This is a genomic window from Phenylobacterium sp. (assembly GCF_035475775.1).
Taxonomy (GTDB): Bacteria; Pseudomonadota; Alphaproteobacteria; order Caulobacterales; family Caulobacteraceae; genus Phenylobacterium.
In genome coordinates, this window is record NZ_DATIMC010000026.1 from 1 (window position 1) to 20,064 (window position 20,064).

Genomic DNA, 20,064 nt, shown 5'->3' on the forward strand with positions numbered 1-20,064 from the left:
GTCGATGCCGTCGCCGGTCCAGCGGCCGGGCGCCGACAGCGCATCGCCCACCGGGGTCAGCACCCGGTCGGCCACGCCGCGGGTCGCGCCATAGGCTTCGGAGCGGAAGGTCTCGCGCCGGTCGGACACCAGGATCGCGACCACCGCCACGATCGCGACGATCACGGCGATCGCCGCCGTCCAGGTCAGCGGGACCTTCAACTCGCCAAGCGGACTGTCCCGTAAGGACACTCAGGACCTCGTCTCAGTGGTTCGCGGCAGCCCCCCGCCGCCCCGACTGGCGCGTGAGTCGCGAGGCCCTAGGCTAGCGTGGATTCGAGAACGCCCTTCATCCATTTCGGATGTTCGAGCACCTTGCCGCACCCCAGCGCGACGCATGACAGCGGATCATCGGCCACAGTCACCGGCAGACCGGTGTGGTCGCGGATCTCGGCGTCCAGGCCGCGCAGCAGAGCGCCGCCGCCGGTCAGCATGATGCCCTTGTCGGCGATGTCGGAGGCGAGCTCGGGCGGGGTGGCTTCCAGGGCCATCTTCACCGCGTCGACGATCTGGCCGACTGGCTCGGAAAGCGCGTCCGACGCCTGCTTCTCGCTGATCCGAACTTCGCGCGGCACGCCTTGCATCAGGTCGCGGCCCTTGACCTCGATGGACAGGCCCTCGCCGTCGGCCGGAGCCCGGGCGGTGCCGATTTCCTTCTTGATCCGCTCGGCGGTGGTTTCGCCGATCAGCAGGTTATGGTTGCGGCGCATGTAGGAGATGATCGCCTCGTCCATCTTGTCGCCGCCGACCCGGACCGAGCGCGAATAGACGATGCCGGAGAGCGACAGCACGGCGACCTCGGTGGTGCCGCCGCCGATGTCGACGACCATCGAACCGGTCGGCTCGTGGATCGGCAGGCCCGCGCCGATCGCGGCGGCCATCGGCTCGTCGATCAGGCCCACGCGGCGTCCGCCGGCGTTCAGGCAGCTGTCGTTGATGGCGCGGCGTTCCACGGCGGTGGCGCCCGACGGCACGCACACGATTACCTTCGGGTTCACGAAGCCCTTGCGGTTGTGAACCTTGCGGATGAAGTACTTGATCATCTCCTCGGCGACTTCGAAGTCGGCGATGACGCCGTCGCGCATGGGGCGGATCGCCTCCATGTGGCCCGGCGTGCGGCCGAGCATCTGCTTGGCCTCGATGCCGACCGCGTGGACCACCTTGCGGCCGCCCACGTTGCGAAGCGCCACGACCGAGGGTTCGTTGAGCACGATCCCCTTGCCCTTCATGTAGATCAGGGTGTTGGCGGTGCCGAGATCGATGGCGATATCGTTGGAGATCGCGCCGAAGAGGGATGAGATCATCTAGGGCCCTGACGACTGGGGGCTGGAGGGTCCGGGTTCCGCCGCGGTCTCCGCAGCGGATCGACGCCTCTGATTGTGCGTCGAGTCGCTACGATTTCCGGTAGGCTTCCTCGTCTCGTGTGCCCTGCCGCATAGTCGAATTCAAGGCTTAAAGAGCAGTGTGCGCTCTCCCGTCGCGCGCGAATTTTTCGCGCCCGCTTTCGCGTCTCAGTCGTTGCGACTCGCCAGCGCCGCCGTCTCGCCCCAGACGAGCTCCCGGGCGAGCGGGCTTTCGAGCACCTGGGAGGTCGCTCCCTCGAGCCGGACCTCGCCTCGGTCGAGCAGCGCGATGCGGTCGGCGAGGCGGACGACCTCGTCGATGTCGTGGGTCACCAGCAGCATGGGAACCGAGAGGCCGTCCCTAAGCTCGGCGATCTCGGCGTGCAGACGGGTGCGGGTGCGCCGATCCACCGCAGAGAAGGGTTCGTCCAGCAGCAGGACCTTCGGGTCGCGGGCCAGGGCGCGGGCAATCGCGACCCTCTGACGCTGGCCGCCCGACAGCTCGGCGGGCTTGCGATCCTCCAGGCCTTCCAGATGCACCCGGCGAAGCAGCTCCGCCGCGCGAATGGGGCGCTCGGCGCGCGGCCGATGGGTGAGCGCGGTCGCCACGTTGCCCATGGCCGTCAGGTGCGGGAACAGCGCGTGCTCCTGGAAGACCAGGCCCACCGCGCGCCGGTGCGGCGCCACGTCCAGTCCCAGGGCGGAATCGAACCAGACCGCCTCGTCCACGACGACACGGCCGGTGTCCACCCGGCAGAGCCCGGCGATGGCGCGCAGCAGGGTGGTCTTGCCGGCCCCGGATGGCCCGACGATCCCCAGAACCTCGCCCGGCGCGCAGGCGAGCGCCGCGTCCAACGGGATCGGCCCCGCCTGGGCGAGGCGCACGGATAGGCCCCGCTCAGCCATTCCGCCGGCCCACGCGGCGCGAGAGGCCCTGAACCAGGGCGATCGCGACGATGGAAACCGCCAGCAGCGCCGCGCTCATGGCGCCCGCCGCGCGATAGTCAAAGGCTTGCATGCGGTCGTAGATGGCGAGCGCAAGCGTCCGCGTCTGGCCCGGGATCGAGCCGCCGACCATCAGGACCACCCCGAACTCGCCCATCGTGTGCGCGAAGGTCAGCGCGAACGCCGAGGCGATCCCGGGCCAGGCGAGCGGCAGCTCGATGCGCCAGAAGGCGGCCCAAGGCGCAAGTCCGCTGACCCAGGCCGCCTCGCGCACGTCGGGAGGCAGGGATTCGAAGGCCCGCTGCATCGGCTGCGCCGCGAACGGCAGGTTGAACACCAGGCTCGCCGCCAACAGGCCAGAGAAGCTGAAGGCCAGCGGATGACCGAAGACGGCGGCCCAGGCGCGGCCGAGCGGCGCGCCGCCGGCGAAGAGGGTCAGCAGATAGAAGCCCAGGACGGTCGGCGGCAGCATGAGAGGCGCGGCCACCAGCGCCTCGATGACTCCCTTGCCCGGAACGCGATGAAACGCCAAGGCGCGGGCCAGAAGGAGCGCGAGCGGAAGGAGGATGATGGCCGTCCACCCGGCGAGACGCAGGGAGACGGCGAGGGCTTCCCAGTCCATGCCGCTCGCGCCGATCCCGCCCACCTCGGGATTCATCGAGGAAGCGCGAAGCCGTAGGTCGCCAGAATCGCCCGCGCCTCCGGCGTCTGCAGGAAGCCGTAGAACGCCCGAGCCGTCGGCCCCGCATGCTTGATCAAGGCAGCCCGCTGGCGGAGCGGCTCGTAATAGTCATCCGGAATCAGGACGAACTTTCCCTTGCGCTTCACCTCCGGCTCGGCGGCCAGCGAGAGCGGGATGATCCCGCCCTGGGTCGATCCAGAGGCGGCGAACTGGGTGGTCTGGCCGACATTCTCGCCCAGCACCAGCTTGGGGCGGACGGCGGCCCAGACGCCGGCATGCTCCAGAGCCTGCCTGGCGGCGCGTCCGTAGGGCGCATGCTCCGGATTGGCGATCGCAAAGCGGGTGAGCCGACCGTCCTGCGCAGCGCGCCCAAGGTCTTGCAGGCTCATGTCGTTCTTGAGGGGCGAGCCGTCCGGCAGGAACAGCCCGATGCGCCCGATGGCGTAAAGCTCGCCCGGCCCTTCGGTGCGGCCCGCCCGGGCGAGCTTGGCCACATAGCCCTCGTCGGCCGAAAGGAAGACCTCGAAGGGCGCGCCGGCCAGGATCTGCTGCGTGAAGCCGCCGGAGGAGCCGAACACCAGCTTCACCGACTTCCCACTCCGCCTCTGGAACGCGGCGGCGACCTCGGGCAGGGCCGAGGCGAGGTCCGCGGCGGCGGCGACCACAGGCGAGTCGGCGGCGCGCGCCTGGCCCACCAGCCCGAGGGCTGCGATGGCGGCGACGGTGGCGCGGCGGGTCGGGATCATGAGCATCACTCCACGGCCAGGATGACGTGCGGCGCCTTGATCAGCGCGACCATGCTGTCGCCGACCGCAACCTGGAGCGCCCCGGCGCTCTCCAGCGTGATCGTCGCGACGAGCGTCTTGCCGCCCCCGATGTCCAGCCGGATCTCGCTGTTGACGGCGCCGTCCTCGCGGGCGGCGACGACGCCCCGGATCTGGTTGCGCGCGGAGGTGCGGAGCCGCTCGCCGATGGCCAGCACGACGAAGCTCGACTTGATGAGCGCGATCGCGGGCTTGCCGGGCGAGAGGCCGAGCTCGGCCACGCTGCGAGCGGTGAGCACGGAGGTGATGGCCACGCCCGGCGCGATTCGGAGCGTGACCTCGCTGTTGACGGCGCCATGGATGATCGTCTCGACCTCGCCCCGCAGGGCGTTGCGCGCGCTGGTCCGCATGCCGAGGCTCCAGAAAAGGTCCCGCGCCTGGTCGCCCGCAAGCCCGGTCTCCAGCTTGGAGAGCGCGGTGTCGAGCTCGGCCTGCACGCGGCGGCAGGCGGCGGCGACCTGACGCCCGCGCTGGGTGACCCGCGCCACGCCGCCCGACTTGCCGCCGGGCGCGGCCTCGATCAGCGGCACGTCGAAAAGATTGTTCAGCGCCTGGACGATGTCCCAGGCGCCTTTGTAGCTCAAGCCCAGGCGTTGGGCGGCGGCCATGATCGAGCCCGTTTCGGCGACCGCCTCGATGAGCGCGACCCGCTCCAGGCTGACGCGCGGGGACAGCCCACGCTTGAGTCCGACCGAGACCGTGAGGCCGGCTTCGCCTTTGGAGGACGCGGCCGCCACGTCAGAAGGCCATCTGCGAGCGGACGGCGAGCGTGCGGTAGCGCTGTCCGACCTGCGCCCCCACAGGCGTCTGGAAGAGACTGGCCGATGGCGAGAGCCTTTCCACCCGCACCTCCTGGTACTGCAGCATCAAGCGCACCACCGGATTGAGCGACCAGTTGAGACTGGCGGCCAGCGCGCGCTGGTCGCCGCCGCGCACCGCCTCCAGGGAGGGCGCGGTCCCTGGGGCGCCGGGGCGATAGTTCAGGTCGATGTCGGAGTAGCGCAGCGCGAGCTCGATCGCGCCCAGGCCGCCGTTCGCCAGGCTGAAGGGATGGTCGACCGGCGGCGCATCGAAGGCGAAGGTCGAGGGATTGTAGCGTCGCCGCTCACCGGTGAGGATCCAGCTCCCCTCCACGTAGAAGCCCGTGAAGCCGGGATCGCTCGCGCCCGCCGGGGCGTCGCGGCGATCGATGCGGAAACGATCGAGCTCGCTCTCGATCCATAGGCTGCGGTACTGGGCCGCGAACTCCACGCCGACGACGGCTGCGTGGCGGGCGTCGATCGCCCCAGTCGAGATGAGGCGCGTGCCGTCGACGCGCAGCTCCGGCCGCTCCTGCAGGGTGATCGCAAATCGTGCGGCGCCGGTCGGCGCGTCGGGACCTCCCGCATCGGCCGGCCGGGCCACATAGGCGGCATGGGCGCCGAGATGCACCAGACGGTCATCGCCCAGCACAGGCAATACGACCACGCGTCCGATGTAGCCGAGTTGGCTGTCAAAGGGCTGCGAGACGCCGGTCGCCTGCGAGTTGACCACGCCGACCAGACGTCCGGTGGCCGCCGCGCTGACATACCAGCGCCGTCCGGCGGCCCAGACCTCGGCCGCCTCGCGGAAATCCCCGCCGGCCAAGCCCCGGGCGATATCGGCCTCCGCCGGCCGCTCGAGGAACGGCGCCCCGCTGGTCGAGGCCTGGTCCTCCAGGCCGAACCCCGGCGGATAGGCGCCGAGGCGGACATGCAAGGGCTTCAGGCCCGAGTACTGGACCCAGAGCTCCTGAATGTGCCCGGCGTCCTCCTCGCCCGCACCGCCGAAATCGAACAGCACATTGTATTCGAAATCGCCGAACAGCTTGCCGTCCACGCCGATGCGGGCGCGGCGGAAATCGGTGCCGGAAGAGAGGTCGCGCGCATGGGCCGTGTCGCTCGGCGCCGCGCCGCGCCGCAGGTCGACGGCGATCGGCCCCGGGCGATTCTGCAAGTACTGGGCGGCGTCGAACTGCATGACGCCGTGAAGGTTCGCGGTGAATCGGCCATCGGCGCTTTGAATTGCAGGCCGCCCGGCCGCCAGCGTCGCTCTGGCTTGGCCATCCTGGACCACGGGCGCCGCGGGCGTCGCAAGGCTTGCGACCGGCGGCGCCGGAGCCGGACGGCTTTCCAGGCTCTCCACGCGGGCCTGCAGCGCCTGCAGCGCGGCGGCCTGCGCCTGAACCTGGGCCTTGAGGGCGGCAATCTCCTCGTCGCGCAGGTCACCTGCCCACGCGGGCGCGGCGCTCGCCAGCACCAGCCCCATTGCGAGACCAAGCGTCCCCTCGAATCTCATGTGCGAACCCGCCTCGTTATGAAGCAAGTCTGCATAACGGGATGCCAGAAAGTCAATCCCAACAATTCTGGTGGGAGTTCGAGCTCGGCTAGAAGCCGCTCGCCAGCTTCCCCCCGGGCGCGGATTTCTCCTTGCGCGCCATGAGGTTGTTGAGGGCGTTGACGTAGGCCTTGGCCGAGGCGGTGAGCGTGTCGGTGTCGGCCGCTTGGCCCGTGGCGATCCGGCCCTCCTCCTCGAGGCGGACCGACACCTGGGCCTGGGCGTCGGTGCCTTCGGTCACTGCGTGCACCTGGAACAGCCGCAGCATCGCCTCGTGCGGGGCCACCGCATGGATGGCGTTGAACACCGCGTCCACCGGCCCGTCGCCCGTCGCGTTGGCCGACTTCTCCGCCCCGTCGATGGTCACCGTCAGGAACGCCTCCTGCGGGCCCTCGGTGCCGGCGATCACCCGCAGGTGCTTGACCTGGATGCGGTCGGCCGAGCTGGCCAGGGCGTTGTCCACCAGCGCCACGATGTCGTCGTCGAAGACGTGCTTCTTCTTGTCGGCCAGGTCCTTGAAGCGCTGGAAGGCCTCGTTGAGCGCATTCTGGCCGAGCTCGTAGCCCAGCTCCTTCAGCTTCTCGCGGAACGCGTGGCGGCCCGAGTGCTTGCCCATCACCAGGCTCGACGGCGCCTGGCCGACGTCCTCCGGCCGCATGATCTCGTAGGTTTCCCGGTTCTTGAGCATCCCGTCCTGGTGGATGCCGCTCTCGTGGGCGAAGGCGTTCTTGCCGACGATCGCCTTGTTGAACTGCACCGGGAAGCCGGTGATCGCCGAGACGTAACGCGAGGCGCGCGTGATCTGGGTGGTGTCGAGGCCGGTGTCGTAGGGCAGCCGGTCGCCGCGCACTCGCAGCGCCATGACGATCTCTTCCAGCGCCGCGTTGCCGGCCCGCTCGCCCAGTCCGTTGATCGCGCACTCCACCTGCCGCGCCCCGCCCTGCACGCCCGCCAGGCTGTTGGCGACCGCCAGGCCCAGGTCGTTGTGGCAATGAGTGGAGAAGACCACCTTGTCGGCGCCGTCGACCGTCTCGATCATTTCGCGGAACAGGTCGGCGTATTCGCTGGGATAGGTGTAGCCCACCGTGTCGGGCAGGTTGATCGTGGTGGCGCCGGCCTTGATGGCGGTCTCGATCGCCCGGCGCAGGAAGTCGCGGTCGCTGCGGGTCGCGTCCTCGGCGGACCACTCGATGTCGTCGCGCAGGTTGCGCGCATAGCCGACCGTGCGGGCGATGGCGTCCAGCACCTCGGTGGGCTCCATCTGCAGCTTGTGCTGCATGTGCAGCGCGCTGGTGGCGATGACGATGTGGATGCGACCGCGCTTGGCCGGCTTCAGCGCCTCGGCGCAGCGCTCGATATCCATCTGGTGCGCCCGGCACAGGCCCGCGACCGTGCTGTCCCGGACGATCTTGGAGATCTCGTGGACCGCCTCGAAGTCGCCGTTCGAGGCGATCGGGAATCCCGCCTCGATGACGTCGACCTTCATCTCCTCGAGGATCTTGGCAAGCTCCAGCTTCTCCTCCAGCGACATGGAGGCGCCGGGCGACTGCTCGCCGTCGCGCATGGTGGTGTCGAAGATGACGACGCGGTCGCGCTCGGCGGCCTGCGCGGACGTTTCGGAAACGGACATGGCGGGATCTTTTCGCGGAGGTTTCGGGTCAGTCGGGCGGGGGTTCGGATCCCCTGAGCGCCCGGCCGCGAAGACGCGCAGCTGAGCTAAGGCGCCCAGGGGCGGCTAAGCCCCAGTTCGGGAAGCAGCAAGCTCTGCAAGCACGTGCGCATAGGTTGCATGTACCGAATGACGCCCGTTGCGGCAAGCTTGTTGCGTGGACTGCGGCTTCAGGCCGCCTGTTTGGCAAGAACCTTCCTCACCGCCGGGCGCGCGCCGACGCGCTGCGAGTGCTCAAACAGACGCCCGAACTGGCGCGGATCGACACCGTCGGCCTCCAGCCAACCGAACAGCGTGAAGAGATAGCCGTCACAGACCGTGTACTGCTCGCCCATGACCCACGGGCCGACGAACAGCTCGTCCTCGATGAGCCGGTGGCAGGCGATCTCGTTCTGCGGGACCTTGCGGGTCATGTCGGCGAAGGAGCTCGCTTGGTCCGCCCAGCGGTAGCCCCGGTGCTTGTGGGAATGCGCCACGTGCACGGTGGAACAGAGATAACTGTTGAAGGCGTGCGCCCGGGCGCGTTCCCAGGCATCGACCGGAAGCAGTTGCGCCTCGGGATACGTCTCTGGGATCCACGACAGGATCGCCGGGGTCTCCGTCAGCACGCCGCGATCGGTGACCAGCGCGGGCACCCGGCCCTTGGGGTTGAGCGCCAGATATTCCGGCCGCCGCTGGTCGCCGGTCCTGGTGCTCATGATCGCCAGCTCGTAGTCCGCGCCCGCCTCCTCCAGGGCGATCAGCGAGGCGAGCGAACAGGAGCCCCAGGCGTGGAACAGCTTCATCGTTGAACCCCCTCCGGTTTCGCCACGGCCGCCTCGCGGGCCTTCAGCCACCTGCGCGCATACCAGCCGATGCCGAGCCAGAGGGCGACCATGGCCACCAGCCCGAGCATGTGGCCCGCGCCGCCCTGGCCCTTCATCGCCCGGGCCAGCGAATCGCCGGCGAAGGCGGTGAGCACGATCTTCGGGATGATGCCCAGGCCGGTCCCGGTGGCGAAATCCACAACCCGCATGGGCGTGACGCCGGCGGCCATGTTGACGACGATGAACGGCGCCGAGGGCACCAGGCGCACGATGAAACTGGCGGCGAAGCCGTTGCGGCCGACCAGCGCCATGAACGACCTCACGCCCTGGCCGGAGAAGCTGGAGAGCGTCCGCGCGCCGGCGGCCCGGCCCAGGTAGAAGCCGACCAGCGAGGAGACCATGGTCCCCACCCAGCTGTAGCCGAAGCCGGCCCAGGGGCCGAAGGCCACCACGCAAGCGGCGATCAGCATGAACTGCGGCACGCCCAGGAAGGCCAGCAGCGCGAAGGCCGCGACCGCCACCGGCAGCGCCCATGGGCCGCTGGCCGCGCCCAGCCACTGCTCGACCGTCGCCTCGCCGTTGAAGCCCAGCACCTGGGCCCCGAACAGGAAGACGAGACCCACGCCGCCGAACAGCACGAACGAGACGATCAGCGCCCGCCAGGCCTTGGCGTCCATGTTGGTGAGGAAGGCGAGGAGCCGGCGCATGTGGGCGTCAGGTCGCCCGTTCGGCGCAGGGGGTCAAGCGTGCGCCGCAGCATCGCGGGTTCCCCGGCGCGGCGGCTTAGGCTAAAGGCACGCCCGTTCCTTCCCCTGAATCCGGGAGCCCCGCCCGCCATGTCGCTCGAATCCGCTGCGCTCGCCCGCGTCAAGCCGTCCGCCACCATGGCGGCCGACGCGAAAGCGCGCGAGCTGAAGGCGCAGGGCCGCGACATCATCTCGCTGGCTGCGGGCGAGCCGGACTTCGACACCCCGGACAACATCAAGGACGCCGCGATCAGGGCGATCCGCGACGGCAAGACCAAGTACACCAACGTCGACGGCATCCCGGAGCTGAAGGCCGCGATCTGCGCCAAGTTCGCGCGCGAGAACGGCCTCGCTTACAAGCCCGGCCAGATCAACGTCTCGCCGGGCGGCAAGCCGGTGATCTGGAACGCCATGATCGCCACCCTCAACCCCGGCGACGAGGTGGTGATCCCGGCGCCGTACTGGGTGAGCTATCCCGACATGGTGGCGCTGGCCGGCGGGACGCCCAGGGCGATCATGACCGAGGCGCCCTCGTTCAAGGTGCGGCCGGAGCAGCTGGAGGCGGCGATCACGCCCAGGACCCGCTGGCTGATCCTGAACTCGCCCTCGAACCCCTCGGGCGCGGCCTACACCAAGGCCGAGCTCAGGGCGCTCGCCGACGTGCTCCTGAAGCACCCGCAGGTGTGGATCCTGACCGACGACATGTACGAGCACCTGGTGTTCGGCGACTTCGCGTTCTTCACCATCGCCCAGGTCGAGCCCGCCCTCTACGAGCGGACGCTGACCATGAACGGCGTCTCCAAGGCCTACGCCATGACCGGCTGGCGGATCGGCTACGCCGGCGGGCCGGAGCCCTTGATCAAGGCCATGGCCAAGGTCGAGAGCCAGACCACGTCGAACCCCTGCTCGATCTCGCAGTGGGCGGCGGTCGAGGCGCTGAGCGGCCCGCAGGACTTCATCAAGCCGAACGCCCGGAAATTCGAGGAGCGCCGCGACCTGGTGGTCTCGATGCTGAACCAGGCCAGGGGCATCCGCTGCCCGACGCCGGAAGGCGCCTTCTACGTCTATCCTTCGGTCGAGGGGCTGATCGGGAAAAAGGCGCCCTCGGGCAAGGTGATCGGCTCCGACGAGGACTTCGCGGTCGAGCTGCTGGAGGCGGAGGGCGTCTCGGTGGTGTTCGGCGCGGCGTTCGGCCTCTCGCCGTTCTTCCGGATCTCCTACGCCACCTCCAACGCCAACCTGGAGGAGGCCTGCTCGCGGATCCAGCGGTTCTGCGCCTCCCTCGGCTGAGGCCTCAGGGACGGCCGCCCGGATTCCACTGTGGCTGGAAATCGCTGTTCACCAGCCATTGGATCGGCCCGACCAGCGAGCCGATCACCCGGTCCATGAAGGCCAGGTCGACGTGGGCCAGGTCGTCGGAGGCGCTGTGGTAGGTGGGGGTGAGCGGCCAGGCGGTCACCGTCTGGGCGACCACGCCGGAGAGCGCGAGCTGGTAGTTGTCCGAGCGCTGGAAGAAGTGCTGCTCCGGATAGGGATCGGGCTCGATCAGCGCGCCGTGCGCCTTCAGCGCCGGGCCGAGGTCGGAGCGCTCCCAGCCGGTGAGCATGAGCGCGCCCGGGTTGTGGGGGTCGTCGACGCCGATCATCTCGAATTCCAGATTGGCGGCGAAGTCGGCCGTGGGCTCGGGCGGATGGGCCTGGAAGTATTCGGCCCCGAGCTCGCCCTCCTCCTCGCAGCCGAAGAGGCCGAAGTAGACGGTGCGCTTGGGCTTTCGGCCCGAGCCCAGGATGCGCGCGAACTCCAGGACCGCGGCCGTGCCCGAGGCGTCGTCGTCGGCCCCGTGGAAGATCACGCCGTCGAGCACCCCCAGGTGATCGTAATGCGCCGAGAGCAGAATCGCGCGCCGGTCCGCGTCACGGCTCTGGCCATGGATCACGCCGACCACATTGTAGGTCAGCCGCGCGATCGGCTCGCCGCGCACAGCCGAGAGCTTCGCATGACCCTCGTCGAAGCCGGCCAGGCGCGCAAACTCCGCCGGCCTCAGCACGATGGTCGCCCCGCCCGTGGGCGCTTCGTGCATTGGGCCGCCGATCACGTCCGTGCTGCCGGCCGCCCGCTGCAACATCTCGGCCCAGCGGCGCTGCGCAACCTCGCTGGCCGGCACGATCACGGCGGCCGCTCCCGCCTTCAGGATCGCGCCCGGCGGCGGTCCGCTCGCCGCCGGCTCGTAGATCACCACCTTGCCTGCGACCTCGCCGATCGAAGCGCCGGCGCTGCGGCGGGTGAGCGGCGCGTCCAGCGTGGCCGGCAGTTCGCGCGCCACCATCTCGTCGCCCAGGGTCAGGCGCAGGGCCTGCGCCCCGCTGGACAGCTCGAGCGTCGGCGGGCTCGCGAACCGAGGCGAGGACAGCCGCACAGGTTGCAGGAAGCCGCCGCGGTCGAAGGCGCCCTTGATCCCATATTGCTTGAGCTGGGCCACGAGCAGCGCCGCCGCGGCGTGTTCGTCATCGGAACCGCACCTGCGGCCGTGCAGGGCGTCGCCCGCCAGCCGCTCGATGTTGGCCTTGACACAGGCCGCACAGACCCGCGCAGGCGCGTTCATCGCCCAGGAGCTCGGGGCGAAGGCCAAGAGGCTGATCGCCGCGAGCGCGGCTGGAAATGACTTCACTCAGCAGGCTCCCGGCCGCGGCGCGTCGCCGGGCGCAGGAAGCCTGCCATGGCCGGCGAGGGATCGGAAGCCTGCCCGTGAGGCGACGTCCTAGTGCTTCTCGCGCCAGGCGTCCTTGGCCGCGTCCTTGGTCATGTTGAGGCAGACCTTGTCCTCCTCGACATGGTCCACCCAGGAGAGCGGGATCATGTGATGCTTGAGGCCGGCGGCCATATCCATCTTGGCCAGCTCGATCTCCTCGCCCATCACGTGGTCCACGCGGCCGACGTGACCGCCGTCGGAGCCCACCACCTCCATGTGCTCGCGGATTTCAGATGGTTGGATCATGCTCGTTCCTCATCGATTTGGGAGATGCCGGACAACGCTCCGGACGCAGAGGAGTTTCGGATGGCCGAGCCGATCAATCTGAACAAGGCGCGCAAATCTCGCGTCAGGTCGCAGGCCAAGACCGAGGCCGCCCGGAACCGCGTCCGCTTCGGCCGGACCAAGGCCGAGGCTCAGCTCTCCAGGCTCGAGGCTGAGCGTGCAGCGCGCGGGCACGAGGCGAAGAAGCGGGACCAGTGAGGTGCTCAGGCCTCACGCGACGGATCAAGGCGGGGGTTGATGCCGGGGCTCCGCAAGCGATCCATTCGGCTGGCCGGCCACGCCACCTCGATCGCGCTCGAGCCGGAGTTCTGGGCCGTGCTGGAGGAGATGGCCAAGGCGCGCGGCGTGAGCCTGGCCGGGCTGATCGCCGAGGTCGATGCGGCGCGAGTGGGCCGCGGTCTCGCCTCCGCCTGCCGGCTCGCGGTCCTGGGCTACGCCTCGAAGCGCTGAGTGTGCCTACTTCGGCGTGGGGATCGGGACGGGCAGGTGCGGCCGCTGCGGCAAGGGCGGAGCATTGGGCAGATGCGGCGCGGACGTCAGGGGCGGGCGCGGCAGGGGAACGGCCACCTGTTCGGTCCCGCGCCGCAGCCAGACGATCCCCGCAATCAGGATCAGCAGGATGACCACGAGCGCGGCCAGAGCCAGCGGCAGCGTGTTGGGGTCGCGCGGCTTCGATCGGGCCATGGCTCGCTCTGCGACGAGGCGTCGGGAAGGCAACATAACCTGCCCTGCGAAGTTCCGCCGCAAGGGTTAAGCGGACGGCCTGGCGTGCTACATATGTTCCGATGACCGACTCCCCCGGCCCCGGCTTCGACCCGCCTGCGCATCGCGTGAGCGACCTCGCCCGGCCGCGCGGGCCGGCCGGCGACTACCTTGAGGGGCTGAATCCCGAACAGCGGCAGGCCGTCGAGGCGACGGAAGGCCCGGTGCTGGTGCTGGCCGGCGCCGGCACGGGCAAGACCCGCGTGCTCACGGTGCGGCTGGCGCACCTGCTGGCCACCGGACGCGCGCGGCCGTGGGAGCTGCTCACCGTCACCTTCACCAACAAGGCGGCCCGCGAGATGCGCGAGCGGATCACCGCCATCATCGGGCCGCAGGCCGAGGGGCTGCGCTGGCTCGGCACCTTCCACTCGATCGCCGCCCAGATCCTCAGGCGCCACGCCGAGCTGGTCGGTCTGAAATCGAACTACACGATCCTCGACGACGACGACCAGGAGCGGCTGATCAAGCAGGTGCTCGAGGCCGAGAACATCGACGCCAAGCGCTGGCCGCCGAAGGCGCTGGCCGGGCTCATCGACCATTGGAAGAACCGCGGCTGGACGCCCGAGAAGCTGCCGGCCCAGGAAGGCGCCCACTTTGCGGGCGGCAAGGGCGAGCGCCTCTACCGCCTCTATCAGGCGCGGCTGAAGGTGCTGAACGCCTGCGACTTCGGCGACCTGCTGCTGCACAACCTGACGATCTTCACCAGCCACCCCGACGTGCTCGCCGAATATCACGGCCGGTTCCGCTACATCCTGGTGGACGAGTACCAGGACACCAACGTCGCCCAGTATCTGTGGCTCAGGCTGCTGGCCCAGAAGAGCCAGAACCTCTGCTGCGTGGGCGATGACGACCAGTCGATCTACGGCTGGCGGGGCGCCGAGGTGGACAATATCCTGCGCTTCGAGCGGGACTTCCCCGGAGCCCAGGTGATCCGCCTCGAGCGCAACTACCGCTCCACGAGCCACATCCTGGCCGCCGCCTCCGGGCTGATCGCGGCCAACAAGGGCCGGCTCGGCAAGACCCTGTGGACCGAAGCGCAAGGCGGCGAGAAGGTCGTGGTGCGCGGGGTGTGGGACGGCGAGGCCGAGAGCCGCCTGATCGCCGACGAGGTCGAGCAGGCGAAGAAGAGGGGGCGGCGCTATCGGGAGATGGCCATCCTGGTCCGCGCCTCGTTCCAGATGCGGGCGTTCGAGGAGCGCTTCGTGCTGCTGCAGATTCCTTACACGGTGATCGGCGGCCCGAGGTTCTTCGAGCGGGCGGAGATCCGCGACGCCCACGCCTACCTGCGGCTCATCCAGTCGGAGGACGACGACCTCGCCTTCGAGCGCATCGTCAATACGCCGAAGCGCGGCATCGGCGACACCACGGTGCAGAAGCTGCTGCAGGTCGCGCGCCTGAACGGCGTGCCGGCCAGCCGCGCCGCGCGCCAGATCGTGCTCACCGACGAGCTGCCGGCCCGCACCCGGACCTCGCTTTCGAACTTCCTGCGCGACCTCGACCGCTGGCGCGCGGAGGCGGGACGGATCGCCCATCCGCGGCTGATGGAGATGGTGCTGGAGGAGAGCGGCTACACCGACGCGCTTCGCCTCGACAAGACGCCCACCGCCCAGACGCGGCTCGAGAACCTCAAGGAGCTCGTCCAGTCCATGGCCGCGTTCGAGACTCTGGAGGCCTATCTCGAGCACGTCTCGCTGGTGATGGACCTCGACCGCGGGCCGGCGGCCGACGCGGTGCAGATCATGACGCTGCACTCAGCGAAAGGCCTGGAATTCCCGATCGTGTTCCTGCCCGGCTGGGAGGAAGGCGTCTTCCCCTCGCAGCGCAGCCTCGACGAGACCGGCGAGAAGGGTCTCGAGGAGGAGCGCCGGCTCGCCTACGTCGGGCTGACGCGGGCCCGGGAGGAGGCGCGCATCTCCTTCGCCGCCAACCGCCAGGTCTATGGCCGCTGGACGAGCCAGCTCCCCTCCCGCTTCGTGGACGAGCTGCCGCTCGCCAACGTCGAGGCGACCAGCGAGACCGGCTACTACGGCGGCGGCCCCGGCATGCAGCAGCACGGCAGCCGCTGGGACGAGGCGGCCAATTTCGGCGCGGGCTACGCCTCGCCCGGCTGGCGCAGGGCCCAGGCGGCGGGCTACCGCGGAAGCCATCCCGGCCGCCAGCAGGTGATCGAGGGCGAGGGGCGGCTGGTGGCCGTCTCCGAGGCGTCCCACGCCAGCGCCTACGGGCGCGGCGACCGGGTGTTCCACCTGAAGTTCGGCTACGGCGTGGTCACCGCGATCGAGGGCAACAAGCTCACCGTCGCCTTCGAAAAGGCCGGCGAGAAGAAGGTGATCGACTCCTTCGTCGAGAAGGGGTGAGGACGTTGGTTCACCCGCCCTTCATGGCCGGTGCGGACTAGGAGTTCCCGGTCGGCCGCCGCTTCATGATCCCGCGCACCACGAGCGCGCCGACCCCGGCGGCGACCGCGGCGCCGCCGGCGATGGCCGTCGCGAGGCCCCAGCGGCGGGCGCGCCCGCGCGGCGACGCCATCTCGGGACCCGCGTCCTGGTCAGCGACGAGCGGGTTCTGCAGGGCGGCCTCGGAGAGCGGCTTGCGGAACACGACGGCCTCGCGCTCGGGATCGATCTCGGCGACCTCCCAGCCGACGCCGGTCCAGGCGCGCACGTGCGGCCGCTCGCCGTTGTTGGCCCACCAGGCGGCGCCGCTGCGGGCGGACTTCGGCAACGGAAAGCCCAGCACCGCCTCGATCTCGGCGAAGCTTGCGCGCCACTCGGGTTCGGGATGGCCCGAGAGGCGCTCCGACAGGGGCTGGTACTTGCTCATGCGAACGATCTCCCGCCGTTCAGAACGCTCGATGGGACGCCGCGGCGCCAGCTTGGCGCTGAACCAATCGAGCGAACGCGCGCTGTTAGGCCCCGATGGAGCAAAGGTTCGCAGAAGTTACGGCCCTCTACGCCGGGGCGGGACTGGCGCTGGCCGCCGGGCTGTTGATGGGCGCCGCCCTGAAGCCCGACCTCGGCTACGACAACCGGCCGCTCGGGCCGCAGATCGTGGCCGGAACGGATCGCGCCCAGGCGAGCGGTCCCTTCGATGACGACGCGGTGAGCTATGCGGCCTACCGCGGCCGGATTCCGGACTACGTCATCGGTTCCGACGCGAAGCAGGCGGCGGCCCAGTTCATGGTGGCCTCAGCGCCGCGCACGGCCGCCGAGCCGCATCATCGCCTCACGGTCGACGGGGAGGGCGATCAGGACGTCGAACCCGCGCCCGTCTACAGCGACGACGGGCCTGGCCCACGCGTCAGCTACCCCTCCCTCGACGGCGGCGCGCCAAGCGACGCCGACCTGCGCGCCCCGCCGGACCAGGGCTGAGCGCCCTCGCCTTTCGATCGGCCGGCCGGTAGAGGGGCCGGATGAGCGATGTGGCCATCCAGATCATCGCCCGCGGGCCGCGGGCCGAGGCGGAGGCCGCCGCCGCGGCGCTGGACGCCGATCCCGCGACCGAGGCCCTCACCTACTCGATCCTGGAGGAGGACGAGGCGAACGGCCTCTGGCGCATCGACGCCTTCCCGACCGAACCGCCGGAACGGGCGGCGATCGAGGCGGTGCTCGGCCGCTTCCCCGCCCTGCAGGTCGCCACCGAGCTCCTGGCCGACGCCGACTGGCTCGCCCTGTCGCTCTCCGGCCTGCCGCCCGTGCGGGCCGGACGCTTCTTCGTCTATGGGGCGCACGACCGGGGGCTCGCCCCGCCGAACACGGTCAACCTGCGCATCGAGGCCGGGGCGGCGTTCGGCACCGGCCATCATGGAACGACCGTGGGCTGCCTGGCGGCTTTCGATGGTCTGCTGAAAGCCCGCAGCTTTCCGCGCGTCCTCGACGTGGGCTGCGGCACCGGCGTCCTGGCCATCGCCGCGGCGCGGACGGGAAGCCGCTTCGCCATGGGCACGGACATCGATCCCATCTCGGTGCGTATCGCCAACGAGAACGCCAGGCTGAACGCGGCCGGCGCGCGCTTCGTGCGCGCTGCGGGGCTCACCGCGGCGGCGGTGCGGGCGACCAGGCCCTACGACCTGGTGTTCGCCAACATCCTGGCCCCGCCGCTCGTCGCCCTGGCGCAGGACATCGGGCGCGCGCTGGCGCCCGGCGGCTTCGCCATCCTCTCGGGCCTGCTCCGCAGCCAGCAGCGGCGGGTGCTGGCGGCCTACGTCTCGCGGGGGTTCCGCCTCGAGCGGCGGCTGCACCGGGACGCCTGGGCGACGCTGGTGCTCCGCCGCCCGTGACGGAACCCGGCGGTCGCGGAGGCGGTTCTCCGCGGGACGGCCAAGCTGGGCCGCCCAGATCAGGGACTTCCGGCCATGTCGAACGGCGATGACGACGTCGAGCGCACCACCACCACGATCACCGAAGGGCCGACCACGGTCCGGGAGGTGCGCACCGGCGGCGGGGCGGCCGGCTGGTGGGTGGCCGGGATCGTCGCCGTCGTGGCGATCGTGGCGGTGCTGTTCTTCATGAACCAGAACAACACCCAGCAGATGCAGGCGGCGCAGCAGCAGGTGACGACCCAGGCGGCGCTGGACAACGCGGCCACCAGCGCCCAGAGCGCCGCCGCCCAGGCGAGCCTCTCGGCCCAGCAGGCCGGCGAGCACGCCGCCCACGTCACCGAGAACGCCGCCCAGTCGGGCGCCCGCAGCGCCGCCCAGGCGGTCCCCGCTGCGCCGAGCGCCGCCGACGCGGGCCGCGATGCCAGCGACACGGACGCCGCGCCGCCGCCCCCGCAGTAGGCCAGGTCAGCCGACCAGCTTCCCGGCCGCGAGCTCTTCGCGCCAATGGCCGCCGCGATCCTTGAGCCGGCTGTCCAGACTGGGGCGGCTCAGGCCTTCGTCGTCGACCGCCTCCAGCACCTCGAAGCTGAAGCTCTCCGGCCCATGTGCGTTCCAGGCGGCCTGCGCGGCGCGGTTCGGATGTCCGCCCATCCGCAGCGAGAACCAGATCCGGTTCTGCTGCTGGGCCAGGTTGCGCGATATGCCGATCCACGCCTCGCCGGTGGCGGCGCAGCGGACGGCGAATATGCCGGGCTCGGGCTTCTGGTCCTTGTATTGGCGGATGGCCTCGCGGCGGGTCTGCTTTTCCATGAGTGGCCGCATAGCGGCGTTCGCGGACTCCGCAAAACGAACACGCGCGGCCGCGCGGCTTTGCCTCGGCGCGCCCAGGGTCTAAATCGCCGTCCATGCGCCAGTCCTTCGACGAGACCACCGACCGCTCCTTCGGATCGAAGCACGTCCCCCTGATCCGCCGCGCCATGGCCGAGCAGGGCCTGGACGGCGTGCTCGTGCCGCACGAGTACGAGCACCAGAACGAGTACCTGCCGGCGGCCAACGACCGGCTCGCCTGGGCGACCGGCTTCACCGGCTCGGCCGGCGCGGCGGTGATCCTGAAGGACAAGGCCGCCGTGTTCGTGGACGGCCGCTACACCCTGCAGGTGCGCGACCAGGTGGACCCGAGCCTGTTCGAGATCCGCGACCTGGTGGAGGGCGGCGTCCCCGCCTACCTGGAGAGCGCGCCTGGCCGGGGCCAGCGGATCGGCTACGATCCGCGCCTGCACAGCCCCGATGCGCTGGAGCGGCTGAAGGCCGCCGTCGCCAAGGCCGGGGCCGAGCTGACGCCGGTCAGCCCCAATCCCATCGACCAGGCCTGGGGCGAGGCCAGGCCGCCGCAGCCCGCAGCCCCGGTCGTGCCCCATCCGCTGGAATATGCCGGCGAGGAATCGAGCTCGAAGCGCCACCGGCTGGGCGAGGAGCTCAGGAAGCGCGGGGCGCAGGCCGCGGTGATCACCTCGCCGGCCTCGATCGCCTGGCTGTTCAACGTGCGCGGCGGCGACGTCATCCGTTCGCCCCTGCCGCTCGGCCAGGCGGTGCTCTATGCCGACGGCTCGGCGCGTCTGTTCCTGGAGCCGCAGAAGGTGACGCCGGAGCTTCGGCCGTGGCTCGGCAACGAGGTGCGGCTGGAGCCGCCCTCCGACCTGCCGCAGGCGTTGGCCGAGCTGCGCGGCGAGCGGGTGGTGGTCGATCCCGCCCAGTCCTCGGCCTGGTACTTCGAGGCGCTGGCCGGCGCCGGCGCCCAGGTGCTGCGCGGCGAAGACCCCTGCGCGCTGCCCCGCGCCTGCAAGAACCCGACCGAGATCGAGGGCGCCCGCAGGGCCCACGTGCGCGATGGGGCGGCGCTCACTCAGTTCCTGCACTGGCTGGGGACCGAGGCCCAGGCGAACCCGCCGGACGAGCTGACCGCGGTCGCCAGGCTGGAAGCCTTCCGCGAAGCGACCGGCGCGCTCAAGGACCTCTCCTTCGACACCATCGCCGGGGCGGGCCCGCACGGCGCGATCGTCCACTACCGCCCGACCAGGCGGCTCAACCGGCGGATCGAGCCCGGCGCCCTGATGCTGGTGGACTCCGGCGCGCAGTACCTGGACGGCACCACCGACGTGACCCGCACCGTGGCGATCGGCGAGCCCACCCAGGAGATGCGCGAGCGCTTCACCCTGGTGCTGAAGGGCCACCTGGCGCTGGCGCGCGTGCGCTTCCCGCTCGGCACCACCGGTTCGGCGCTGGACGCCCTCGCCCGCGAGCCCCTGTGGTCGCGCGGCCTCGACTACGACCATGGCACGGGCCATGGCGTCGGCTCCTACCTCGGCGTCCACGAAGGCCCGCAGCGGATCGCCAAGACCCCCAACTCGGTCGCCCTGCGGCCGGGCATGATCGTCTCCAACGAGCCCGGCTACTACAAGGAAGGCGGCTACGGCATCCGCATCGAGAACCTGCAGGTGGTCACCGAGCCGCAGGCGATCGAGGGGGGGGAGCGGCCGA

General features: G+C 70.5%; 22 protein-coding genes and 1 pseudogene. 8 read left to right on the forward strand and 15 right to left on the reverse strand.

Annotated elements, in window-relative coordinates; genetic code table 11:
- From VLI41_RS03145 to VLI41_RS03190, 10 genes and pseudogenes are all read right to left on the reverse strand, one after another.
- Nucleotides 1–231, reverse strand: a pseudogene (locus tag VLI41_RS03145) (rod shape-determining protein MreC); the annotation flags it as partial.
- Between the two features lie 68 nt (nt 232–299).
- On the reverse strand, nt 300–1,343 hold the full coding sequence (locus VLI41_RS03150) for a rod shape-determining protein (RefSeq protein WP_012522835.1): 1,044 nt from the start codon (nt 1,341–1,343) through the stop codon (nt 300–302).
- Between the two features lie 207 nt (nt 1,344–1,550).
- Nucleotides 1,551–2,267, reverse strand: coding sequence for an ABC transporter ATP-binding protein (locus tag VLI41_RS03155; RefSeq protein ID WP_325266602.1), 717 nt, complete (start codon nt 2,265–2,267; stop codon nt 1,551–1,553).
- A gap of 13 nt (nt 2,268–2,280) precedes the next feature.
- Nucleotides 2,281–2,985, reverse strand: a complete 705-nt coding sequence (gene modB / locus VLI41_RS03160; protein WP_325266603.1) for a molybdate ABC transporter permease subunit — start codon at nt 2,983–2,985, stop codon at nt 2,281–2,283.
- Nucleotides 2,982–3,755 (reverse strand): molybdate ABC transporter substrate-binding protein, encoded by a 774-nt coding sequence (modA, locus tag VLI41_RS03165; protein ID WP_325266604.1) that lies wholly within the window; start codon nt 3,753–3,755, stop codon nt 2,982–2,984. The genes modB and modA overlap by 4 nt, the downstream gene beginning before the upstream one ends.
- 5 nt (nt 3,756–3,760) lie before the next feature.
- Nucleotides 3,761–4,570 (reverse strand): TOBE domain-containing protein, encoded by an 810-nt coding sequence (locus VLI41_RS03170; protein WP_325266605.1) that lies wholly within the window; start codon nt 4,568–4,570, stop codon nt 3,761–3,763.
- Between the two features lies 1 nt (nt 4,571).
- The gene (locus VLI41_RS03175) at nt 4,572–6,149 is read right to left on the reverse strand and encodes an OprO/OprP family phosphate-selective porin (protein ID WP_325266606.1); all 1,578 of its coding nucleotides are present in this window, start codon (nt 6,147–6,149) and stop codon (nt 4,572–4,574) included.
- 88 nt (nt 6,150–6,237) lie between these two features.
- The gene (locus VLI41_RS03180) at nt 6,238–7,818 is read right to left on the reverse strand and encodes a 2-isopropylmalate synthase (protein ID WP_325266607.1); all 1,581 of its coding nucleotides are present in this window, start codon (nt 7,816–7,818) and stop codon (nt 6,238–6,240) included.
- A 209-nt stretch (nt 7,819–8,027) separates the two neighbouring features.
- Nucleotides 8,028–8,642, reverse strand: coding sequence for a glutathione S-transferase family protein (locus tag VLI41_RS03185; RefSeq protein ID WP_325266608.1), 615 nt, complete (start codon nt 8,640–8,642; stop codon nt 8,028–8,030).
- Nucleotides 8,639–9,370 carry a TVP38/TMEM64 family protein gene (locus tag VLI41_RS03190; protein WP_325266609.1) on the reverse strand — a complete coding sequence of 244 codons (732 nt, stop codon included), beginning with the start codon at nt 9,368–9,370 and terminating at the stop codon, nt 8,639–8,641. The genes VLI41_RS03185 and VLI41_RS03190 overlap by 4 nt, the downstream gene beginning before the upstream one ends.
- A gap of 129 nt (nt 9,371–9,499) precedes the next feature.
- Here VLI41_RS03190 and VLI41_RS03195 point away from each other — a divergent pair, with 129 nt between their 5' ends.
- Complete coding sequence (locus VLI41_RS03195) at nt 9,500–10,699, forward strand: pyridoxal phosphate-dependent aminotransferase (RefSeq protein ID WP_325266610.1); 1,200 nt, start codon at nt 9,500–9,502, stop codon at nt 10,697–10,699.
- Between the two features lie 4 nt (nt 10,700–10,703).
- Here the strand turns inward: VLI41_RS03195 and VLI41_RS03200 are convergent, their stop codons facing one another.
- Complete coding sequence (locus VLI41_RS03200) at nt 10,704–12,077, reverse strand: M28 family metallopeptidase (RefSeq protein WP_325266611.1); 1,374 nt, start codon at nt 12,075–12,077, stop codon at nt 10,704–10,706.
- Between the two features lie 90 nt (nt 12,078–12,167).
- Nucleotides 12,168–12,404 carry a DUF2171 domain-containing protein gene (locus VLI41_RS03205; protein ID WP_325266612.1) on the reverse strand — a complete coding sequence of 79 codons (237 nt, stop codon included), beginning with the start codon at nt 12,402–12,404 and terminating at the stop codon, nt 12,168–12,170.
- A gap of 60 nt (nt 12,405–12,464) precedes the next feature.
- On the opposite strand from VLI41_RS03205, the gene VLI41_RS03210 reads away from it, so the two are divergent.
- Nucleotides 12,465–12,641, forward strand: coding sequence for a DUF4169 family protein (locus tag VLI41_RS03210; RefSeq protein ID WP_325266613.1), 177 nt, complete (start codon nt 12,465–12,467; stop codon nt 12,639–12,641).
- Between the two features lie 39 nt (nt 12,642–12,680).
- The gene (locus VLI41_RS03215) at nt 12,681–12,893 is read left to right on the forward strand and encodes a ribbon-helix-helix domain-containing protein (protein WP_325266614.1); all 213 of its coding nucleotides are present in this window, start codon (nt 12,681–12,683) and stop codon (nt 12,891–12,893) included.
- 6 nt (nt 12,894–12,899) lie between these two features.
- Here the strand turns inward: VLI41_RS03215 and VLI41_RS03220 are convergent, their stop codons facing one another.
- Entirely contained in the window at nt 12,900–13,127 is a 228-nt protein-coding gene (locus tag VLI41_RS03220) for a hypothetical protein (protein ID WP_325266615.1), read from the reverse strand.
- A gap of 101 nt (nt 13,128–13,228) precedes the next feature.
- On the opposite strand from VLI41_RS03220, the gene VLI41_RS03225 reads away from it, so the two are divergent.
- Complete coding sequence (locus VLI41_RS03225) at nt 13,229–15,562, forward strand: ATP-dependent helicase (protein ID WP_325266616.1); 2,334 nt, start codon at nt 13,229–13,231, stop codon at nt 15,560–15,562.
- Nucleotides 15,563–15,599: 37 nt separating this feature from the next.
- Here the strand turns inward: VLI41_RS03225 and VLI41_RS03230 are convergent, their stop codons facing one another.
- On the reverse strand, nt 15,600–16,028 hold the full coding sequence (locus tag VLI41_RS03230; RefSeq protein WP_325266617.1) for a DUF7662 domain-containing protein: 429 nt from the start codon (nt 16,026–16,028) through the stop codon (nt 15,600–15,602).
- Between the two features lie 95 nt (nt 16,029–16,123).
- Between VLI41_RS03230 and VLI41_RS03235 the strand changes: the two genes are divergently transcribed.
- From VLI41_RS03235 to VLI41_RS03245, 3 genes are all read left to right on the forward strand, one after another.
- The gene (locus VLI41_RS03235) at nt 16,124–16,576 is read left to right on the forward strand and encodes a hypothetical protein (protein ID WP_325266618.1); all 453 of its coding nucleotides are present in this window, start codon (nt 16,124–16,126) and stop codon (nt 16,574–16,576) included.
- A 41-nt stretch (nt 16,577–16,617) separates the two neighbouring features.
- Nucleotides 16,618–17,484, forward strand: coding sequence for a 50S ribosomal protein L11 methyltransferase (locus VLI41_RS03240; RefSeq protein ID WP_325266619.1), 867 nt, complete (start codon nt 16,618–16,620; stop codon nt 17,482–17,484).
- Between the two features lie 75 nt (nt 17,485–17,559).
- Nucleotides 17,560–17,985 (forward strand): hypothetical protein, encoded by a 426-nt coding sequence (locus VLI41_RS03245; RefSeq protein ID WP_325266620.1) that lies wholly within the window; start codon nt 17,560–17,562, stop codon nt 17,983–17,985.
- 6 nt (nt 17,986–17,991) lie between these two features.
- Here VLI41_RS03245 and VLI41_RS03250 read toward each other — a convergent pair whose 3' ends face one another.
- Nucleotides 17,992–18,336, reverse strand: a complete 345-nt coding sequence (locus tag VLI41_RS03250) for a GIY-YIG nuclease family protein (RefSeq protein ID WP_325266621.1) — start codon at nt 18,334–18,336, stop codon at nt 17,992–17,994.
- 95 nt (nt 18,337–18,431) lie between these two features.
- Between VLI41_RS03250 and VLI41_RS03255 the strand changes: the two genes are divergently transcribed.
- Nucleotides 18,432–20,064 (forward strand): M24B family metallopeptidase (locus VLI41_RS03255; protein ID WP_325266622.1); only part of this gene is annotated, 1,633 nt, incomplete at its 3' end.